This is a genomic window from Parabacteroides hominis (assembly GCF_014287585.1).
GTDB classification, from domain to species: domain Bacteria; phylum Bacteroidota; class Bacteroidia; order Bacteroidales; family Tannerellaceae; genus Parabacteroides; species Parabacteroides hominis.
This window is the reverse complement of sequence record NZ_JACOOJ010000005.1, coordinates 105000-126074: the sequence shown is the minus strand read 5'-3', so window position 1 is coordinate 126074 and position 21075 is coordinate 105000. Positions and strand designations below refer to the sequence as shown.

The 21075-nt window shown below is 45.5% G+C and carries 15 protein-coding genes and 1 tRNA gene; 8 read left to right on the top strand and 8 right to left on the bottom strand.

Features of this window, described 5'->3' with window-relative positions; all coding sequences use genetic code 11:
• Positions 1 to 29: 29 nt before the first annotated feature.
• The gene (locus tag H8S65_RS04495) at positions 30 to 1898 is read right to left on the bottom strand and encodes a RagB/SusD family nutrient uptake outer membrane protein (protein ID WP_186928814.1); all 1869 of its coding nucleotides are present in this window, start codon (positions 1896 to 1898) and stop codon (positions 30 to 32) included.
• An 11-nt stretch (positions 1899 to 1909) separates the two neighbouring features.
• On the bottom strand, positions 1910 to 5116 hold the full coding sequence (locus H8S65_RS04490; RefSeq protein WP_186928812.1) for a SusC/RagA family TonB-linked outer membrane protein: 3207 nt from the start codon (positions 5114 to 5116) through the stop codon (positions 1910 to 1912).
• A gap of 474 nt (positions 5117 to 5590) precedes the next feature.
• On the opposite strand from H8S65_RS04490, the gene H8S65_RS04485 reads away from it, so the two are divergent.
• Positions 5591 to 5926, top strand: coding sequence for a helix-turn-helix domain-containing protein (locus H8S65_RS04485; RefSeq protein WP_186928811.1), 336 nt, complete (start codon positions 5591 to 5593; stop codon positions 5924 to 5926).
• A 10-nt stretch (positions 5927 to 5936) separates the two neighbouring features.
• On the opposite strand, the gene H8S65_RS04480 is transcribed toward H8S65_RS04485, so the two are convergent.
• Both H8S65_RS04480 and H8S65_RS04475 read right to left on the bottom strand, forming a co-directional pair.
• Positions 5937 to 6009, bottom strand: a tRNA-Trp gene (locus H8S65_RS04480).
• Between the two features lie 216 nt (positions 6010 to 6225).
• A complete protein-coding gene (locus H8S65_RS04475; protein WP_186928809.1) occupies positions 6226 to 6438 on the bottom strand; it encodes a hypothetical protein in 213 nt (70 codons plus the stop codon).
• Positions 6439 to 6574: 136 nt separating this feature from the next.
• Here H8S65_RS04475 and H8S65_RS04470 point away from each other — a divergent pair, with 136 nt between their 5' ends.
• Positions 6575 to 8077, top strand: a complete 1503-nt coding sequence (locus H8S65_RS04470) for a glutamine synthetase family protein (RefSeq protein ID WP_186928807.1) — start codon at positions 6575 to 6577, stop codon at positions 8075 to 8077.
• A 714-nt stretch (positions 8078 to 8791) separates the two neighbouring features.
• Here the strand turns inward: H8S65_RS04470 and H8S65_RS04465 are convergent.
• The 4 genes from H8S65_RS04465 to nhaD form a co-directional block, all read right to left on the bottom strand.
• Positions 8792 to 9367, bottom strand: a complete 576-nt coding sequence (locus H8S65_RS04465) for a uracil-DNA glycosylase family protein (protein WP_186928806.1) — start codon at positions 9365 to 9367, stop codon at positions 8792 to 8794.
• The gene (locus H8S65_RS04460) at positions 9368 to 10003 is read right to left on the bottom strand and encodes a DUF8491 family protein (RefSeq protein ID WP_186928804.1); all 636 of its coding nucleotides are present in this window, start codon (positions 10001 to 10003) and stop codon (positions 9368 to 9370) included.
• A 66-nt stretch (positions 10004 to 10069) separates the two neighbouring features.
• Positions 10070 to 10732 (bottom strand): MgtC/SapB family protein, encoded by a 663-nt coding sequence (locus H8S65_RS04455; RefSeq protein ID WP_186928803.1) that lies wholly within the window; start codon positions 10730 to 10732, stop codon positions 10070 to 10072.
• 84 nt (positions 10733 to 10816) lie between these two features.
• Positions 10817 to 12247, bottom strand: coding sequence for a sodium:proton antiporter NhaD (nhaD, locus tag H8S65_RS04450; RefSeq protein WP_186928801.1), 1431 nt, complete (start codon positions 12245 to 12247; stop codon positions 10817 to 10819).
• A 445-nt stretch (positions 12248 to 12692) separates the two neighbouring features.
• Here nhaD and H8S65_RS04445 point away from each other — a divergent pair, with 445 nt between their 5' ends.
• The 6 genes from H8S65_RS04445 (at position 12693) to H8S65_RS04420 (ending at position 21025) form a co-directional block, all read left to right on the top strand.
• Positions 12693 to 14576, top strand: coding sequence for an ABC-F family ATP-binding cassette domain-containing protein (locus H8S65_RS04445; protein ID WP_186928800.1), 1884 nt, complete (start codon positions 12693 to 12695; stop codon positions 14574 to 14576).
• Positions 14577 to 14581: 5 nt separating this feature from the next.
• On the top strand, positions 14582 to 15757 hold the full coding sequence (locus H8S65_RS04440; RefSeq protein ID WP_186928881.1) for an MFS transporter: 1176 nt from the start codon (positions 14582 to 14584) through the stop codon (positions 15755 to 15757).
• 47 nt (positions 15758 to 15804) lie between these two features.
• Positions 15805 to 18117 carry a hypothetical protein gene (locus tag H8S65_RS04435; protein ID WP_186928798.1) on the top strand — a complete coding sequence of 771 codons (2313 nt, stop codon included), beginning with the start codon at positions 15805 to 15807 and terminating at the stop codon, positions 18115 to 18117.
• Between the two features lie 12 nt (positions 18118 to 18129).
• Positions 18130 to 19308, top strand: coding sequence for a DUF4221 family protein (locus H8S65_RS04430; RefSeq protein ID WP_186928796.1), 1179 nt, complete (start codon positions 18130 to 18132; stop codon positions 19306 to 19308).
• Between the two features lie 322 nt (positions 19309 to 19630).
• The gene (locus tag H8S65_RS04425; RefSeq protein WP_186928795.1) at positions 19631 to 19987 is read left to right on the top strand and encodes a hypothetical protein; all 357 of its coding nucleotides are present in this window, start codon (positions 19631 to 19633) and stop codon (positions 19985 to 19987) included.
• Positions 19988 to 20125: 138 nt separating this feature from the next.
• On the top strand, positions 20126 to 21025 hold the full coding sequence (locus H8S65_RS04420) for a YitT family protein (protein ID WP_186928793.1): 900 nt from the start codon (positions 20126 to 20128) through the stop codon (positions 21023 to 21025).
• Positions 21026 to 21075: the final 50 nt, after the last annotated feature.

Genomic DNA, 21075 nt, shown 5'->3' with positions numbered 1-21075 from the left:
TTTATAAAAGAGTGAATATCTAAATCTAATCAGTCACCATATCCCGGATTTTGAATCAGATTCGGATTACTAAGCATTTCATTACGCATTATCGGTAAATAGTAGCATTTGTCAGCAAACTGGCGAGCTTCTTCAGACAAGTCGATCGGTTTATATTTGAGAACCCATTTAGTCGGGTCTGCATTATATTTGTCTTGTTTGCCAACTCCCGGTTTCAGCCATGCGGTTACACGAATACCTTTCAGGCTATTCAACCCCGGTGCTTCCGGTGCAATCATCCAACGGCGTAAGTCCCAATAACGGATCTCTTCAAAACTAAATTCCAGACGGCGTTCGTTTTGATAGATTTTACGCAGTTCTGCTTGGTCATTGGTTGTAACAGCCGGTAGATTGACATTTGCACGGTATTCGTTCAAGTACTTTTTGGCTTCGTCCAATTCTCCTAATTCAATACAAGCTTCGATATAGCAGAAATAAACTTCCGACAAACGGATAAACGGGAAAATGGCGTTGATTTTATTGCGATGGTCGCCATCAGCCGGATTGATGTATTTTTTCAAATAATAACCGGTGTAAGTTGCATTCCATTTTTCACCACCTCCAGAGCGGGTATCCATACCTGAGAAAAATTTGGAATCATCTGTCTCTTGAGAATCCAATTGGTAATAACCTGTCTGGATTTTACCCGTAGGTTCGATCGCAGCAAAGTCGGCCGGACGTTGTATCCATTGCATACCGTCATACATGATCGTTGCATAGAAACGCGGTTCGCGATTTTCGTAAGGAGCAGCAGCATGTTCAGCATTGTTCCAGTCAAATTTGCTTCCATCTTTCATCGCAAATGCATCGACCAAATCCTGTACCGGAGTGTTTCCACCCCAAGCGTGGTAGCCTGATGGACCGTTGAAAAGCGGCATTTTGGTTCCACTTTCATCTTTCGTGTCGATGAAGTAGCGGGAGAAGATGTTGTCGGCGCTTTCTTTCAGGAAGAAACTCCAGATCTCGTTTGCTTTTTCTTCCGTAGAAAGACCGGGACCTCCGTAAGTCGGGATGGCATGTCCCATCGGGTTGTCCAATAACTCTTTTGCAGCTGCTTTTGCTGCTTTCCAACGTTCGGTTTGTGTCCCTTCCGTATAGAAAATGAGTTCAGGATGGTCGTATGAACCCAGCAAAGATGACTTGGCGGAGGCTTTCGCCTGGTCATGAAGGTCACTTGCGACATCTGTCAGTACACGTACTCTCAGGGCTTTTACCGCAGCCAATGTTGCACGGCCTTTCTGCGTGTTGGCGAAGGTATGGTCTTTCAGATATTCGGCAGCATTGTCGAGGTCGCTTAATACCTGCTTGATACAATCCGTATAAGAAGAACGGGACAACAAGAATGATTCCTGCGGATCTGTCAGTTGCGTTACTTTCAGTTGCAAGGGGACACCACCGAAAGCTCTTGTCAGGCGATGGATGAAGTAGGCACGTAAGAAATGGGCTTCACCTTTCAACTGTTGCTTGGCATCCTCTGCGAAAGTTGCCGTTTCAAGATTTTCTATAAAATCGTTACAGGAACGGATGTTCAAATATAGACGTTGCCATTGATGTCCGCTCTGTGTCTTTGCAAACCAGCCTAAGTTCACGTCTGTTACGGCTCCTGCATTGCTTTCACGGAATTCACGTCCGTGAGTGAACAGCGCCTCGTCGCAAGCAGAGGCTTGCAATTCTTCTGTAAAACCTGCATCCTGGAATGCAAAATATATGTCATACATATAGGCTTCCGCCAGATTTTTTTCTTTCCAGATGTCTTCAGCCATGATTTCAGTCTGGGATTTCGTATTCAGGAAATCCGTGCTACAAGATACTGTCATCAAAGCGGCTGACAATAAACATAATATATTCGCTTTTTTCATTTCGTACTAATTTAGAAAGTTACTGTAAAACCGACATTAATGATTTTAGACTGCGGATAGTTCGTTGCATTGCTGCTTGTACTTTCCGGGTCAATATCCTTGCAAGGCGAGAATGTCAGCAAGTTTACACCGTTTACATAAATGCGGGCGTATGAGATCAGCTTTGTCTGAGCCAACCATGCTTTCGGCAGTGTCCAGCCCAGTTCGAGGTTTTTCAAACGGATATAATTTGTGTTGACCATCCAATATGTATTGTTACCGGCAGCCGTTCCGTCCCAGTAGTAAGCCGAACGTTCGTTTACACGTGGGTATAAGCTGGACGGGTTTTCGATAGACCAGTGTTTGTCATATACATATTTCGGATAGTTCCCGATATCACCTGCTTCCCAGTAGACCTTGGTCCACGAATCGGCGGCACCTTGGAACAATACGCTCAGGTCGAAGTTTTTCCATTGCAAGTTACCGGTGATACCATACGTCCATTTCGGTTCGTTGGTACGGTCTGAACGATAGCGGTCGTCCGGCGTGATTTTGCCGTCGCCGTCCAAGTCTTTGAACTTCATGTCGCCGGGGCGCAAGTCTGCGTCTTTCGTGATACCGTCGTAGTTCGGGCGATTGGCCGTATTGTTGATTTCGTCCCAATCTTTGAACACGCCGTCATATTCATAATACAAACCTGTATTCATCGGATGGCCGGTTGATTTTTGCCATTCCGGTGATCCCGGTGCTTCGTCCCAGAACTTGATGGTGTTCTTGGCATAACCTCCAGTCGCCGAAATGCTGTAACGCCAATCTTTTCCGATATTGTCACTCCATTCCACCTTGAAGTCGAAACCGGTGTTGTCTACTTTACCGATGTTTTCGGCCGGAAGTGTCAAACCGGATGTTGACGGGATGGAGGCATTTCTACGCCACAAGATGTTAGAACGTTTGTTGTAGAAATAGTCGGCTTCCAAATATAAGCGGTTGTCGAATGTACGGGTTTCGATACCGACATTGAAGTTGTTTGCACGCTCCCAAGTAATGTTCGGGTTCGGGAATCGACTGATCCTTAATCCTTTTTCGTCTTTGTTGTCGATAATCATACCCCATTCGTAGTAGTAGGTCGGAGAGAACTGGTATTCTCTTAACGAACCGTCGAAGTAAACTTGGTCGTTACCCATCTGTCCCCAAGAGGCGCGAACCTTGAAGTAGTCGATGAAAGAAAGGTTTTCTTTCCAGAAATCTTCTTCAGAAATACGATATCCCAACAATACGCCGGGGAAGAAACCGAAACGGTTACCTTCTGCAAACATATAAGAACCGTCATAGCGCCAGACGAACTCGGCCAAATATTTTTCTTTGTAGTTATAGGCCATACGTCCGAAATAGTTCATACGGGCGCGTTCCCAATTGGCTCCGTCACTTTTGGCATTCTTTTCTTTATCACCACCGGCATTGAAGTGGTGTAAAGCGTTTGATAAGAAATAACGGCGATAAGCATTGAATGATTCGGCATTTGACCAGTCACGTTCCATACCGACCAAAAAGTTTACGCCATGATCGCCGAAATTGCGGTCGTATGTCAAAATACCGCTCAATACCGTATTGGTCTGGTCGGTAGACTCCATTGATAAATCAGGATCTTCATGGCTTGGATAGCTTAACATCGGCGTCAATTTCGGTGTTTTTCCATCGGCGTCATAGCTGACGCCATCCCAATCGTACAAAGTCCAAGGTTGGAACCAAGTCTTGCTTTGTTTCAGATATTTATCGTAAGAAACAGAGGCGGTCAGTTTCAATCCTTCAATCCACGGTTGGGTAATTTCAACTTTGGCATTGCTCTGGATGTAATAACGTTTGTCATGCGTATAACCGGTTTCATCCGTGCAAGCAACAACCGGGTTACGTCCGTATTCCTGTGCCGGTCCGGGCAGTCCGTTCGGCCAATAGGCATGGTCGGTTGGTCTTCCGCGGGAAGTGAACCACAATAAGTCACCTGCTCCCTGGCTGGGGAAATTACGGTTTTCCTGACGTCCCATCAACTGTGCACCTACTTTGATGTAGTCGTTGAACTGTGCGTCCACGTTCATACGCAGGTTGAACTGTTTGTAGTTGTTGGCTGATTTGTGGTACAAGCCATCGGTAAATTTATGACCGAAGTTTACAAAATACTGATATTTGTCAGAACCACCTTCCAAAGAAGCGTTATGTACACGCTGCGGAGACCAGTTTTTAAAAGTTGCGGCATACCAGTCGGTGTTGGGGTATCTCCAAGGGTCGCTTCCGTTACGATACAATTCAATTTCTTCCGGAGTCCTGAATAATGTATAATCACCCATGGTCTGTCCATTGTTCTTTGCCGGATTGAGCATGGCTTTGTTCATATACAATTCGTTTACCAATTCGGAATATTGGACGGCGTCGCACATTTCCGGCAAGTTGGTCGGTTTAGACCAGCCTTGATTGAATGAATAAGTGAATTCCGGCTTTTTACCTTGGCGTCCTTTCTTTGTCGTAATCAAGATTACACCATTGGCGGCACGTGCACCGTAGATAGCGGCGGAAGCATCTTTCAAGACAGACATCGTTTCGATTTCGTTCGGGTCCAAACGTTCCAAACCACCGGCTCTTGCTGCCACTCCGTCGATAACGATCAGTGGGTCGTTATTACCAAGTGTGTTTGAACCACGGATTCGAATCGTCGCTCCATCGTAACCGGGTTCTCCGGAACGTTGGTAAGTTACGACACCGGACATTTTACCGGCGATAGCATTTGATAAGTTGGCTACCGGCGACTTTACCAAATCATCACCTTTTAGTGTAGAAACGGAACCAGTAACGGTTTCTTTTTTTTGTACACCATACCCGACAACGACAACTTCATCGATGTTTTGAGTATCTTCTTGCATGGTGATATTGATGGTTGTTTGATTTCCTACAGGAAGTTCTTGTGTTCTATATCCTATATAAGAAAACACAAGAGTGGCGTTTGTTGGAACTTCTAAAGTATATTTACCATCAATATCAGTAATAATACCGATAGTAGTACCTTTTACAGATACGTTCACGCCGATAAGAGGTTCACCTGTAGCATCGACAACTGTACCTTTGATGGGCTTTTGTTGTGCAAAAACAACTGTTGTACATAGTACAAAAAGTGATAAGGTTAACATTCGGAAGAGGTTGCTGATGACACCGCTTCGTTTTGAATGTGTTTTCAAAGAAAAGTTTTTCATGTTCTTTCTTTATTAAATGAATATAAGGTTAAAAAAACAATAGGATATTGCTATCCAGCTTAAAAAATAGAATTTCGAATATTATTTAGATCATAGGCAGTATGAATTAAATGAAACATATATTTTGGAAAAATTGATTATGCTGTATGAAAGAAAATTACGATAGGGGAGTGGGTTGCTATAGGTCATCAACCCATTTGTTGAAAATTGCTCTACGATGTATATCTTCGATAGATTGCGTTATACACTCCTTGAACTGTGTTTGAATGACTATTGGTCTCATAATGATTTTTTTTAAGTTAACAGTCTATTAAGAGGCCGGTCATTTACTTAAAGTAAACACTGACCTTGTTAATAGTTTTAAATTGTATCTGCGGCAAAGATATTACAAAATGTTATATATGCAAAAATATTTGCAATAAAATATTACAGGGTACACTTATTTTGTTCTGGGACTATTGTTAATTTGGTTACATGAACAGTATATTAGAAAATATAGATACAATTCGAAGGAATAAAGGCTATTCGCAAGAGTATATTGCTACGCAGATCGGGATGAAGCAGGCTGGCTTTAGTTTGATTATGTCGGGAGAGCGGGAACTTAAGTATAACACCTTATTGCAGATTGCAAAGGTATTGCAGCTCTCTGTAATAGATCTTATAACATTTCCGGAGAAGTATGTTCCATCCAAGGGAGGAGGCATGTCGACCGAAGCTGTTCTGCAAATAAAATTGGACAGCGATAAAAAAGATCAGATATTGAACATTGTGTTTGGGGAACAGATTGCGGAGTTGCTGAAATCGAGATGATTTCCTTTTGCACGGAAGGAGAGGCTCGAACTCCCGACACCTGGTTTTGGAGACCAGTGCTCTACCAACTGAGCTACTTCCGTGTTTGCGGGTGCAAAGGTAAGAGAATATTTTGAATAAACAAATTCTTTATTCCCAATTTTCAATTATAAGGTTTGGAATGCGATTTAAATGCCCGATATTAGCAGTGACCATAACGAGTTTATTTTGGAGAGCAGTAGCCCCTATAAGGATATCAAAATCATCGATTCGTAGTCCTTTGCATTCGAGATTGGCTTTGATTTGCCCATAAGATTTATTTACCAAGATTTTACTTTTCGGGTAAATGTACGTGGAAGATTATCATCCCAATCTCCTTTGTAACAAGCAAAAGGGTCAGCTGCAACTTTTTTTTCTTTCTTTGTCTTTCTGAGAGATTCGGAAAGTTTACTGATTAAATCAAGCTTTTCGTCTGCCGTGAGGGAGGATAGAACGCTCATATACATATCTGTTATGCTAATATCTTTTACCATAAACTTCGTTTTTATTGTCTGTCTTTACAAAGATAAGAAAGATAAATCGAATATAAAAGGTTTCCCTTGTTTGTATATTGGGAATGTTTTGAATATATTTGTGAGTATTGAGTAATCTTAAACAATCAACAAAGACATGAAAGACGAATTAGACATGAATGCCAACCTCTTGGTTGAGTTCCTTCAGAAACCATCTTCCGAATTTACAAAGGCGGATATCGTATCGTACATTAAGGATAAGAATATCCGGATGGTGAACTTTATGTATCCTGCCGGTGACGGGCGTTTGAAAACATTGAATTTTGTCATTAACAATGCGGCATATCTGGACGCAATCCTGACTTGCGGGGAGCGTGTGGACGGTTCCAGCCTGTTCTCGTTTATCGAGGCGGGTAGCAGCGACTTGTATGTGATTCCGCGTTTCCGTACGGCGTTTATCGATCCTTTTTCCGAATTGCCGACATTGAGCATGCTTTGCTCGTTCTTTAATAAGGATGGTGAACCGCTGGAAAGCTCGCCCGAATATACGTTGCACAAGGCAAGCAAGGCTTTTACGGATGTGACGGGGATGCAGTTCGAGGCGATGGGAGAGTTGGAATATTATGTGATTGCGGATGAGGAAGAATTATTCCCGGCTACTGATCAGCGTGGTTATCATGAATCCGGGCCTTATGCTAAGTTCAACCAGTTCCGTACGCAATGTATGCAATATATCGCACAAACGGGAGGACAAATAAAATATGGGCATTCGGAAGTCGGCAATTTTACATTGAATGGCAAGATCTATGAGCAGAACGAGATCGAGTTCCTGCCGACAAGGGTAGAAGATGCTGCCGACCAACTAATGATTGCTAAATGGGTCATCCGTAATCTGGCCTACGAATATGGGCTGGATATAACTTTTGCGCCGAAGATTACGGCGGGAAAAGCAGGTTCCGGTCTGCATGTACACATGCGTATTATGAAAGATGGCAAAAATCAGATGCTTCAGAATGGAGTTTTGTCGGAAACGGCTCGTAAGGCGATTGCCGGCATGATGAAACTGGCTCCGTCCATTACGGCTTTCGGTAATACGAATCCGACCTCTTATTTCCGTTTGGTTCCCCACCAGGAGGCTCCGACGAATATTTGCTGGGGCGATCGTAACCGCTCCGTATTGGTGCGTGTCCCGTTGGGATGGGCTGCCAAGAAGGACATGTGTTCGTTGGCAAATCCGTTGGAGGCAGACAGCCATTATGACACGACACAGAAGCAGACAGTCGAGATGCGTTCGCCGGACGGATCGGCTGATTTATATCAGTTGTTGGCGGGATTGGCGGTCGCTTGCCGGTACGGTTTTGAAATCCCGGATGCGCTGGATGTGGCTGATAAGACGTATGTGAATGTGAATATCCATCAGGAAGAAAACAAGGCGCGTCTGGAATCGTTGGATCAATTGCCGGATAGCTGTGTTGCCTCTGCCAAGCGCCTGCAACAGCAGCGAACCATATTTGAACAGCATAATGTGTTTAGCCCAAGCATGATCGATGGTATCATCAAGAAGTTGGAAGGTTATAACGATACAACATTACGCGAAGATCTGACAAATGATCCGGAAGGAATGCTGGAATTGGTAAATCGCTATTTCCATTGCGGCTAAATACAGGTTTATCCGTTACTTTTGGCTTGATCCAAAAGTAACCAAAAGATCAAGGCTTAACCGACCGGTCTACTCCGGTCAAAGGCTCCGCTGTCGCCTGCGAAACTCGCTTCGCTCAAACAGCGCAGGCTCCTGCCGCTCCGCCTTCGCCCTCCGCTTGACGCCCGTCCGCTTAGGCCTTTCTTAGAAAGCTGCGCTTTCTCTTGGGATTGCCGATACCGCCTCTTATATAGGTATCAGTATCAGCAATCCCCACCCCCCTCATCCTCTCTTTTGCCGTCTGCTTCAGCAGACGGTTTAAAGGATTTAGAGGCAAAGCCTCTTCCCATGTGGGTTTTAACCCCTTTTATCGATTGCATTTAAAGGGGTTAAAACCCACAGAGGAACCGGCAAAGCCGGAACAATCACCTATCCGTCTGCTTCAGCAGACGGCAAAAGAGAGGTTGCACCACAAGGCTTGCCTCACTTAATGCAAGATCACAAAAAAAACAGGCAGCATCGGCAATCCCCAAAGAGCCGTCAGGCTCTATTTCCGGCCTAAGCTGGTGAGCGTTAAGCGCAGAGACCGCAGTGAGCGTCCGGAGCGTCTGCTGTCCTAAGCGAAGCGAGTTTCAGACGCGACAGCGAACGAAGGGAACGGAGTAGCGAAGCAGGTTCGGCCTTGATCTTTTGGTTACTTTTGGATCAAGCCAAAAGTAACAGACAAATCTGTATTTATATCATCTTTAAATCCTCGAACATTCCTCTATATATTGCAGCCTTTTCCTCTAATGGCTTGGGATAGGCGCGCGAGGAGGAGGGCATGCGGTAGAGGCGGAAGATGCGGTCCGACAGGGTGAAGCGGGAGTAAGAACCGACTTTGGGTTCTTCTACCGGAGGCAGCATGGCTATTAGTGTGTCCATCGCTTTTTGTCCCGTTACGACGATCGCTTCACATTCCGGGATTTGTGCCAATACTTCGGCTGGGTTTAGCGGAGTGACAACCTGCAGGAAATTATCCGAGGCATTGTTTTTAAGGCGGATAATCTCCACGGCGGTATCACCGATCCCGATCCCTTTTTCCCGGCAGAAGGCTTTCGCTTTTTCTTCGCTGAAAGCCTTTTTAGTCTCTAAGAAGTATTCTTTATCGTTATAGAAGATCAGTCCGAGTATCCGCCACATGTCGTTTTGGATATTCGGATAGTAGAAATTCATCGACCAACGCACACGTGGAGGAGGGAAACTGCCCAGCATCAATAACTTTGTGTTTTCCGGCAGGAAGAATCCTAAAGGATGTTGCTCTGAAACCATTTATTTGTCTTCCTTCTTCTGTCTTTTGGCATCTTCTTTGGCCATCAGCACGACGTTATACACGAAGTCGGTCATCCATTCTTCCGAATAGCCGAGCGTTTCTTTGTATTTCCGTATTCTCCAGGCAACTTTCTGCACGCCGACATCTTTCCATTCCGAACGGGTTACGATCTCGTGTATGGTCTTCTGCGTCTGCGAATACAACAGCTTCTTCACCAGCATGGAGAAGCGGAATTTCCATTGCATCAGGCTGTCGAGCAGGGAGAACAGGTCGTTGTTGAATCCCTGGTACATGATGAAATAAGACTTGATGTCGTTCTGCGTCTTGCAGTTCTTTTTGATGGAAGCGTCGATTTCCTTGAAGAAGTTTTCGTTCAGCCCGTATTCCTGCATTAGGATTTTGCGGGAGCGGGATTTTTCGGCTATACCCAACTTGTTGTTTTGTGTCGGAATCTTAAGCATCCGCTTGAACAACGCCATATCGTTCAATATGTTGAGGTTGGTGATACCTAACTGTACAGCCATTACCGCCTGGTAATACACGCGGATCAGCGTAACGAACTCCTCTACGGAGCCTTTCGATACGACTTCTGTTTCTTCTTCTTTCTTCTTGAATAGTTTAGAAATGATATTCATTGTATGTTCGTTATGATAATTTGGGGACAAATATACTAAAACTTGTCCCGACGACAGAAATTCTTTCTACTCAATTCGTTCAATCGTTATTTCCGGGAATGTTTCCGTGAACCAAAGGAGCGGGCTATCGTCCGAATATTTCTTGGCTTTCAGGACCAGTGAAACGAGGTAAGTCTTTGTTGTCGTATGGCTTAACTCCTTTAGCTCATAAGATGCCAACAGATATCCCCGTTCGGATATGACCGGAATAATCTTTTTGATGATATCCTTGTCGGAAGTGGAAAATACGATCAGCGAACTTTTCATCCCGACGCTTTTGAAGATTAAACTCAACAATTCCAGCCCGACCAGCGTGAGGATCGTTGCGGCAATACTGATGCCGAACATACCGGCCCCGCAAGCCAGCCCTATCCCCGCCGTCGCCCAGATACCGGCAGCCGTGGTGAGGCCCCGTACGAATTGTTTCTGTATGATGATCGTCCCGGCTCCGATGAAACCGATGCCACTGACAACCTGGGCGGCGACACGGCTTGGGTCGAGCGAGACGCTGTCTTCCAGGATGATCTGCTGGAATCCGTATTGCGAGACGATCATGATCAAAGCGCTGCCGAGCGAGACGAGGAAGTGGGTCCGGTAGCCTGCCTCCTTAGCCCTGTATTCCCTGTCAAGCCCGATCACGGCTCCTAAAATACCGGCAACGAATAGTCTTAAAATAAAATCCCATATCATGATAAATCTTGTTTATTGTTCAGAAGCTGAAATATAACAATAATTTATCAGGATATGGGGATATCGGAAGATAAATATTTAAATCTATATGCCTAAAATTGTATTTTGCAGGATGTAAACAGCGGCTCCCGACAAATAGCCCGCCAAAGCAAGCAGCGAGATCCGTTTCAGATACCAGATGAAATTGATCCCTTCCAATCCCATCACGACGACTCCGGCGGCAGAACCGATGATCAGCATGCTGCCGCCTACGCCGGCACAGTAGGCAAGGAATTGCCAGAACACGCCGTCCTGAACGAAATGGGCCATATAGACCGGGTCGGCAGCCGTAGCAACCATCGCATCCGAGGCAACGGGATACATGCCGATGGCGCCGGCGACGAGCGGAACGTTGTCGACGATGGAAGAGAGTGTTCCTATAATCAGGTTAACCGCATATACATTGCCGATCGTATCGTCCAGCCAGAGAGAGAAACTTCCCAACACGCCGCTACACCGCAAGGCATCCACTGCCAGCAGGATGCCGAGGAAGAACATCAGGGTCGCCCCGTCGATACGGCTTACGACCTTCGACAAGCGGAGTTTCAAGTCTTCGTTGATAGGAGTCCGCCGGTACATCAGCTCGGTGAATACCCACAGGAAACCGACTCCCATCAGAATCCCCATGAACGGAGGCAGGTGTGTGATCGTCTTGAACACCGGGACAAACAGCAGGCAGAACACGCCGATACAGAGGATCGCCAGTTTCTCGTTCGCCTTCAACACCTTTAATAAAAGGTTGTCCCTGTTTTCCGCGAAAGCGTTGGGAGGCGTAACTTTCCCGTGCAAATAGCGGGATATGATCAAAACCGGAACTAAGGCCGATACAAGGCTCGGCAGAAACAGATGCGGGATCGTTGCCGAAGTCGAGATATTTCCTCTTACCCACAGCATGATCGTTGTCACGTCGCCGATAGGCGACCAGGCTCCGCCGCTGTTGGCGGCAATCACGATGATGCTGCCGAAAACCCAACGCTCTTTATAGTTGCCGATCAGTTTCCGGATCAGCATGACCATTACGATAGAAGTAGTCAGGTTGTCCAGGACAGCCGACATGAAGAAGGTGATCGTGGCAATGACGAACAATAACTTCCGCTTGCTGTTGGTGGTGATGCGGTTAGTTATGAACATGAATCCTCCGTGGGAATCGACCAACTCCACGGTGATCATCGCCCCAATCAGGAAAATCAAGGTTTCCGCTATCTCGCCGATGCTGTTTAGTATCTGGTGGTCGATGACAAAGCGGATGCATTGGTCTGCGTATGGCAGATCCTTCATAAAGGGGAACGCGTCTAAAAAAAGTTTAAATTCATCAGCCGAAGCGGTCGGAATGAATTGGGGCGAACCGAATGTATATAAAACCCAAAGGATTGTTCCGGTCAGGAGTGCCGTTCCCGCTTTATTGATTTTTAGCGGATGTTCCAGGGCGATAAGTAAATATCCTACCAGGAACACGATGATCATTGCTGTCAACATAGTGTGTCTATTAAATTTAATTCAATGTGACAAAATTAAGAATTTATTTATAAGGGAAACACATTTGTTAAGGGGTTTGTTTAGAATTGCCCGGCATATAGCTCAAAATCGCCCGGCAGGTAATCGGAATTTTCCCGGCAGGTAGTTGCTTGCCGACAACCGTAGACAGGCCTGCCCACAATTGTCGGCAGGTTTGCTCACAATTATCGGCAGGGAGGTGTGTCAAAACTACCTTGTTCCCGCGCTTGACGCGGGATCGCATGAAAACTGACCGTATAAATATCTGATTGATAAGGCCTGTTCTTTTGCGGCCCCGCGTCAAGCGCGGGGACAAGTATATTTTGACACACCTCCAACCGTCCTGGCGTGAATATACGAAATAATCCCGTTCATTGTGCTTAATCTTTTTGTATCTTTGTCCTGCATTTAAAGCAGATATGAATATATGATAAGCTATTTACAAATAGACAAGCTGACTAAAAGCTTCGGGGATCTGGTTTTATTCGAAGACATCACTTTCGGAATCGCGCAGGGGCAAAAGGTCGGACTGATAGCCAAGAATGGTACGGGGAAAACAACTTTACTGAATATTATAGCCGGAAAAGAAGATTATGACAGCGGGGCGGTCGTGTTCCGGGGCGGTCTGCGGGTCGGATATCTGGAACAGACGCCACATTATCCCGACGGCCTGACCGTTTTGCAGGCTTGTTTCTACTCGCCGAACGAAACGGTACGTTTGATCGCCGAATATGAACAGGCGATGACAAGCGGCGATCATTCCAACCTCGAAGATATTCTGCTCAGGATGGATAACCTGAAAGCCTGGGATTATGAACAGCGTGCCAAGCAGATCTTAGGACAGCTGAAGATCCATAACTTCGACCAGAAGGTGGAGACGCTTTCCGGCGGGCAGTTGAAACGCGTGGCTTTGGCAAACGTGCTGATCACCGATCCCGAACTGATCATCCTCGACGAGCCGACCAACCATCTGGACCTGGAAATGACCGAATGGCTGGAAGGATACCTCTCGCGCGCGAACATTAGTATTTTGATGGTGACGCACGACCGTTATTTCCTGGATCGTGTCTGTAGCGAGATTATCGAGATAGACCGGAAACAGATTTACCAGTATAAGGGGAATTACAGCTATTATCTGGAAAAACGCCAGGAACGCATGGACGCGTTGAATGCCGAGGTGGACCGGGCCAGCAACCTGCTTCGCAAGGAGCTCGACTGGATGCGCCGTCAGCCGCAGGCACGCGGGACAAAGGCGAAATACCGGATCGACGCTTTCTATGAACTGGAAAAGAAAGCCAAACAACAGCACGAAGCCGGGAACGTCAACCTGGACGTAAAGGCTTCGTATATCGGATCGAAGATTTTCGAGGCGGAGCATGTCTCGAAACGTTTCGGTGATCTGAAGATCGTGGAAGATTTCAACTATATATTCGCCCGTTACGAGAAGATGGGGATTGTCGGGAATAACGGAACAGGAAAATCTACTTTTATCAAGATGCTGATGGGGGAAGTGGAGCCTGACAGCGGCCGTTTTGACGTGGGCGAGACGGTCCGGTTCGGTTATTACAGCCAGGACGGCCTCCAGTTCGACGAGCAGATGAAGGTGATCGATGTGGTTCAGAATATCGCGGAGTATGTCGATTTGGGTGACGGGAAGAAGATGGGCGTCTCCCAGTTCCTGAACTATTTCCTTTTCGCTCCGGAGAAACAGCATAGCTATGTTTACAAACTGAGCGGGGGAGAGAAACGCCGCTTGTATCTCTGTACGGTCCTGATGCGCAACCCGAACTTCCTGGTATTGGACGAGCCGACGAACGATCTGGATATCGTCACCCTGAATGTGCTGGAAGAGTATCTGCGGAACTTCAAAGGATGTGCGATCGTCGTGTCGCACGACCGCTATTTTATGGATAAGGTGGTCGACCATCTGTTGGTGTTCCGGGGAAATGCCGATATAAAGGATTTTCCGGGCAACTACACGCAATATCGCGAATGGAAAGAGGTGCAGGATCAGTTGGAAAAAGAAGCTGAAGCGGCACGCCAGGCAAAAATGGCTCCCGCCGTGGAGAAAACATCGCGTCCTGAAAAGGAACAGAAAAAGAAACTGACTTTTAAGGAACGCAAGGAGTTTGAAGCGCTCGAAACCGAGATCCCTCAGCTCGAAGCCGAAAAAGCCGAGTTGGAGACGGCCATGAGCAGCGGAACGTTGAGCAACGACGAACTGCTGGCCAAATCCGAACGAATCGCAAAAGTAATAGAAGAAATAGACGAAAAAACGATGCGCTGGCTGGAGTTAAGTGAGCTGGCGTGAATAAAATGGAAGATCGTAAACCTATATTGTGGAACCGGAATTTCGTGCAATGCTGCATTTCCTATTTCCTGATGAACTTCTCTTTCTATATGCTGATGCCGACGATGCCGGTCTATCTGGTGGAAGTTTTAGGAATCGATACGGCAAATGTGGGGATCGCTTTGTCCAGTTATACGATCGGCTTGCTCTGTGTCCGGCCTTTTTCAGGTTTTTTAGTGGATTGCTTTTCGCGTAAGCCGTTATATCTTTTCGCTTTCTTTGTTTTTGCTTTCATGTTCGGCGGGTATCTGGTTGCCACGGCCATGCTGACTATTATGGCTGTCCGTTTCATTCAGGGCGGCTTTATGGGGTTGACTTCGGTTGCCGGCAATACGATCGCGATCGACGTGATCCCTTCTTCCCGTCGTGGCGAAGGAATGGGGTTTTACGGCCTGACGATCAACTTAGCGATGTCGCTGGCTCCGTTGGTGGCCGTTACTATTTATGGGAAAGGAGGGTTTTATCCGGTTGTCTCGGTTGGATGGGTGGCGGCTTTTGTCGGAGTCGGCTCCGTCTGCCTGATCCGTTATCCGAAACGGGAAAAGGTTCCGCGTCCGCATTTTTCACTCGACCGCTTTATTCTTGTAAAGGCGTTGCCGGCGGCGCTCGCCTATATCCTGGTTGCGATTCCATACGGGATGATTACCTCTTTTGTCGTTTTGTACGGGAAGGAAATAATGGTGGCCGATCCGGGTTACTTCTTTATTTATATGGCGATCGGTGTGGGAACGTCGCGCCTGGTCTCCGGGAAGCTGGTCGATCATGGGAAAATCCACTGGGTGTCGGTCTGTTCTTCCGTCTGCTTGCTGGTGACGTTTGCCGTGTTTGCGACTGTCCACCAATCTTGGGTTTTCTTTGCCTGCGCCTTGATGATCGGCATTGGGTACGGAGTGGGGGTTCCTGCTTTCCAATGCCTCTTTATCAATGTCGCTCCGCACAATATGCGCGGTACGGCAACCTCTACTTATCTGACCTCTTTTGATTTGGGTGTCGGTATCGGAATGCTTTCAGCCGGTTTTATCGCTTCCTGTGCCGGACTGGCTACAGCCTATGGCGTGGGAGCCGGTTGCTGTCTGGCATCACTCTGTATTTATCTGCGTTGGGTCAAACCGTCGTATGAGAAGCATAAATTGCCGGACTGAGGAAAGCCTATAATATGAAAACGAATTAATCCGTAATACAGGGAAGTATGAAAAGCACTTTGTTGATCCTCTTTTTACTGACATATACCTGTTTGCCGTGTTTTTGCCAGGAAGCTGTTGATGAAGCATGGGTTGCTTCTGTCAGTAAAGAATATGCCGGTTTACCTTCCGAACTTATCTATCTCCAGACCAGTAAAGGCATTTATGAGACAGGTGAAGACCTTTGGTTTAAAGCCTATCAGTTGAATGCCCAATCTTTCGTTATGTCCGGTCAGAGCCGGACATTGTATTTGCAAATGATAAATAGCAAGGACAGTGTGGTTTGGCAAGAAAAGTATCCGGTAGAAAACGGTCTGGCATTAGGGCACGTTTATATAGATGAGAAACTGGCCGAGGGCGATTATTTCCTGGAAGCCTATAGCCGGCACTCTTTTCACAATGACACAACAGGCATTGTTTCTTCCCGTAAATTAAGAGTTGTCAAAAATATCGCCCATGACAATCAAAAGACGGAGAACGATAAGAAAGACAGTTTACGGTTTGCTGTTTTTCCGGAAGGGGGAAACCTGGTTTCGGGGTTGCCTTCCCGTGTGGCATTTAAAGCTACAAATGGCAGCGGCTATCCGGTAGAGGTAAAGGGGCTTTTATATGAAGGTAATACTCCGGTCGTCCGGTTTGCAAGTAGTCATGACGGAATGGGCGATTTCTTCTTTACTCCTGATTCGGAGAAGAAATACCATATAGCGTTAGATAATGGTTCTGATTATTCTTTACCGGAGATTTATCTTCAAGGAATGACATTGCGTTTATCTAAACAGAACAAGAAATATCTGGAGTTTTTTATTTCTCAAACGGAAGGTTCGCCTGATCAGGAGATTTGCTTGTTAGGGCAAATCCGCGGAATGGTTTGCTGTGTGGCAAAGGGGATGTTGAAGGACCGGCTTAAAATAAAAATGCCGCTTAGCGAGTTCCCTTATCAGGGGATCGCAGAGTTCACCTTATTTAATGGCAGTATGCAACCGGTTGCCGAGAGGTTGGTTTATGTGAATCCGGAAAAGAAACTGCGGGTAAATATAGAACCGGATAAAAAAGCATATGCCATCCGTGAAAAAGCGACATTAAAAATAAAGGTTACGGATGAGGATGGGGCGCCAGTAAAAGCGAATCTGGGCATCAGCGTATTTGATAAGGCATATATCAACCCGGCAGACCCGGTGAATATACTGACGTATTGTTATTTATCCTCCCAGATACGGGGAAGGGTCCATAATCCGCTTTATTATTTCGATGAGAAAAAAACAGGTCGTTTGCAGGCTTTAGACCTGCTTCTGTTAACACAAGGGTGGAGACGGTATGTTTGGAACGGTGAGTCTTTGGCTAATCATGGACCGGAATTTCTGGCTGATGGAATAACTGGTGTCCAATGGGTGCAAAATAAAAAGAAAAGAAAACAAGAACCGGGAACGGAACAGCTTATTCAGATTTCGGGAGCTGAAGGGAAGGTTATGTTTGTTTGGGCTGATTCGACCGGACAGTTTTCTATTGAACCACCTATGATGAAAGAACTTCAGGGTGGATATGTGTATTTGAAACCGATGTTGTCGAAAGAGTTTAAGGCTGAACTTCAAATAGATGATTTGTTTCGGGCCATTGATACGGTAAGGAAAAGTAGAACGAATTATTATCCTGTAATCGAGCTGGCACAAGAGGATAATGAGAGAACATTTGTGCAGCCGATTGTAAGCAAAGACAGCACGATTCTGTTGGATGGAGTGACCGTGACGGGGAAAAGGCGTAGAGTATTCCGGGATAAGTTTATGGGGCGGCTGGATAGTTTGGCGCAAATGAATCTAAATAGTGCCTATGTTTGTACCTCTTGTGGGCGTTTATTAAATTATAGAACCGGATATGATGCGCATCACGCAATTAACGGTTGCCCGGCAGAAGGACGTACGCCGCCAATTGATGGTAAAACATATTTGATTTCGAAATTTGAACATTATGCTTCCAATGGTTCCGGAACTCCATTTCGTGTTATAGACGAACAATATGTAATTTATCATGCGTCTAAGTTCAGCGAAGAAGAGCTTCTTCGTATGAACAATCTTTGGCGTACCAAAGGCTACTATGCTGCCCGTGAATTTTACAAGCCGGACGAAATCGATATGCAATTGTCAACTCCTGATGCCCGCAACACTTTATTATGGGAACCTTCTGTGATAACGGATGAAAAAGGAGAAGCGGAAGTTTCTTTCTATTGTTCCGATATCAATACCGGATTTACAGGAGTGGTGGAAGGGGTTGACGGAACAGGATTGCTTGGTTCCGGTAAATGCGAATTCAGAGTAATGAGAAAATAAAATGAAAATGATATGAAGAACTGCTGTTTTTATTTGTTGGCATTGTTGTTGTCGGTTGCTTGTTCAGGCAACGGAGGAAGTGTGAAGAACGAGTTTAAAGGCAAGTTGACGGCTACCAAACAATTGGTAAAGACCGGAGAAAAACGGTTTCAATTGGATACGGATACGAAAGTCAAGCCGCCTTATATCCAGATTTATACGGATAGGGCAGGAGGTAATCAACTTACATTTTTGAATCCCCGGAAAAACTCTATTTATTTCTATGACTATTCAGATACGGCTTATGTCAAGCAAATCGTTTTCGAGCGGGAAGGTGCGGATGCTATTCTGAGCGCCGGTGCCTATTATATCAAAAGCCCCGATTCTATTTATGTATTCAACCGCCCGATGATCGAAGTCGCTTTGTCGGATAGCCTGGGACGGGTACATAACCGCGTTACGTTTTTAGATAAGAATGATAAGGAATGGGCTTCGCATAATCCGCAATATTTGCTTTCCACCGTTACGCCGTTGATGTTGGTGGACAACCATTTGCTTTTACCCGGCTTGGCTCCTTTCCCGGAAATGTTGGCAGACCGGGAGAATTTCCGGTTTACCGCTTCTATCGACTTGGCTACAAATAAGACGGAATATCACCATCTCTATCCGGAAGAACTGTTTGGTTCGGGTTTAAACTGGGGAGGTGATTTGCTTCAGCTTCCTTACCCGGCAATCACGCCGGATGCAAAAATGGTTCATAGTTTCCCCAATTCCCACTCCCTCTATATCTCGGATTGGAATAGCGATGCCTCGACAACAGTGTATGGCGGTAGCAACAATGCCGGAACTATCGCCCCTATCGATCACGAAGCGAAGGGAACCCCGGATGAATTGACCTATGCTTGTTATATGGAACAGGATTTATATGCAGCCATCATCCATGACCCATATCGCAAAGTCTACTATCGTTATCTGTTGCACGGCTTGCCTGGCGCAACGTTGAAGACTCCTATCGACAGTAAGCCGCTCACCATTGTCGTGATGGACGAACAATTCCGTTATCTTGGCGAGAGCGAAATAGGAACCGGGCAGGAATGGAACTGGAAAAACTCTTTTGTAACGAAAGAGGGGTTGAATATCGAACGCATCGGGACAGAACCGGAGGATGACGATTATTTGACTTTCTGGTTGTTTAATCTGAAAGACCTGTAGCCTGGGAATAAGAACCGGGACGCAAAGGCGTTACAATCGGAGTAAACAGGCTTTGATAGACAGCGTTTATGTGATTATCGATTCGGTCTATAAATGAGGGATATTGTGTCTTATTTGTAATAAATGTCTCGTTTATGCTTCAAAAAGATTTCTTAATTGTTAAATAATATCCAATTTGCTAATCGTTAACAATATTTGAATATATCCAAGAACAATGTTATAAAACACATTGTTATATTTGCAGTAACGAAAAGAGAAAAGGTAAAAAGAGGAGGCAAAGGGCCTCCGATGTTTAGGTTTAACAATTTAATGTTTAGGTATTATGAGACGTTTAGGTATGGCTGTAGCAGCCGTTTTATTATGTGCAACGATGGGTTTTGCACGCGAGAACCGTAACAATGTGAGTAAAGAACCGTTTGCTATTAACTTTGAAAAATTGAGCAACTATTTACAGTTGTCTTCTTACCAGGCCAATGAAGTAGCAAACATCAACGAGTATTTTCTGGATATGCAGGGAGAAAGTCTCCGGGCAAGTGAAAAAATGCGTGACAAAAAGATGCGTCAGGCTGTTTATGGAAATCTGAAGTTGATGAAGAAGGTTCTTACACCGGAACAGTACCGCAAATATGTGGTTCTGTTGAATGTGACAAATAATAATAACCGCGCGTTGAATTTCTGATAATTCAATCTGAATCGGGTTATTTTTGATAGTAGAAGAGATTGTATGCTTTATGTGTGCAATCTCTTCTTTTTTATCTATCTTTGCGCTGTTTTTAACAAATAATAAACAACACAAAAATCGAACAACAACGCAAACATGGAACAACCGCTTAAACTGGTTTCTAATGCCACTCTGAAAAGAAATGTAGCAGACTACACTTTGATTGTTATCGGTGCTTTTTTACAGGCACTTAGTTATAGTTTATTTCTTGCACCTTATAAAATCGTACCGGGAGGGGTGTATGGTATATCGATCGTCTTGCACCACGTGACGCAGGGGCTTTTCTCTTTTATGCCCGAAGGATTGCCGATGGGTGCGACTGCCCTCTTTTTTAATGTGCCTTTGCTGCTTTTGGCCATGAAAAAGCTCGGACTGGCGTCCGGCCCGAAAACGATTGTGACTTTTGTTTTGATATCTATTTTCACGGACAGTTTTTCATATTTGTTCGCAAATCAGCCTTTGGTTGAGAATGACAGTTTTATTGCTTGCTTCTACGGTGGTGCGATCTTGGGGCTTGGAGTGACTTGCGTGTTCCGTGCGCAAAGTACGAGTGCCGGTACGGATGTGTTGGCCCGCGTGATCGCCCAAAATTCTAATTTGAAGGTAAGCAATATGATTATCGTCATAGATTCGACCGTGGTAATGTTGGGCCTGCTTGTATTCCAGGATTGGTCAGTCCCTTTGTACTCCTGGTTTGCAATCTTCGTATTCGGGAAAGTGGTAGAAATGTTCCAGACCGAGAATCCCAACCGGGCTGTGTTTATCGTATCGCAGAAAACACAGGCTATAAAAGATTTGATTGTCGGAAAGATGGGAATGCGCGGTACTTTCCTGCATGGCCGCGGTATGTATGAAGGCAAGGAAAAAGAGATCATTTTTACCATTGCCGAGCGTAAAGACCTGCCCCGCCTGAAAGACGAAGTGAAGGAAATCGATCCGAATGCCTTTATTTCGACTATGCATGCAAGTAAGGATTCGCCGCGTCCGGGAATCTGAAGAGTTGAAAGTTGAGAGTTGAAAGTTGAAAGTTATTTTCGCTATCAACT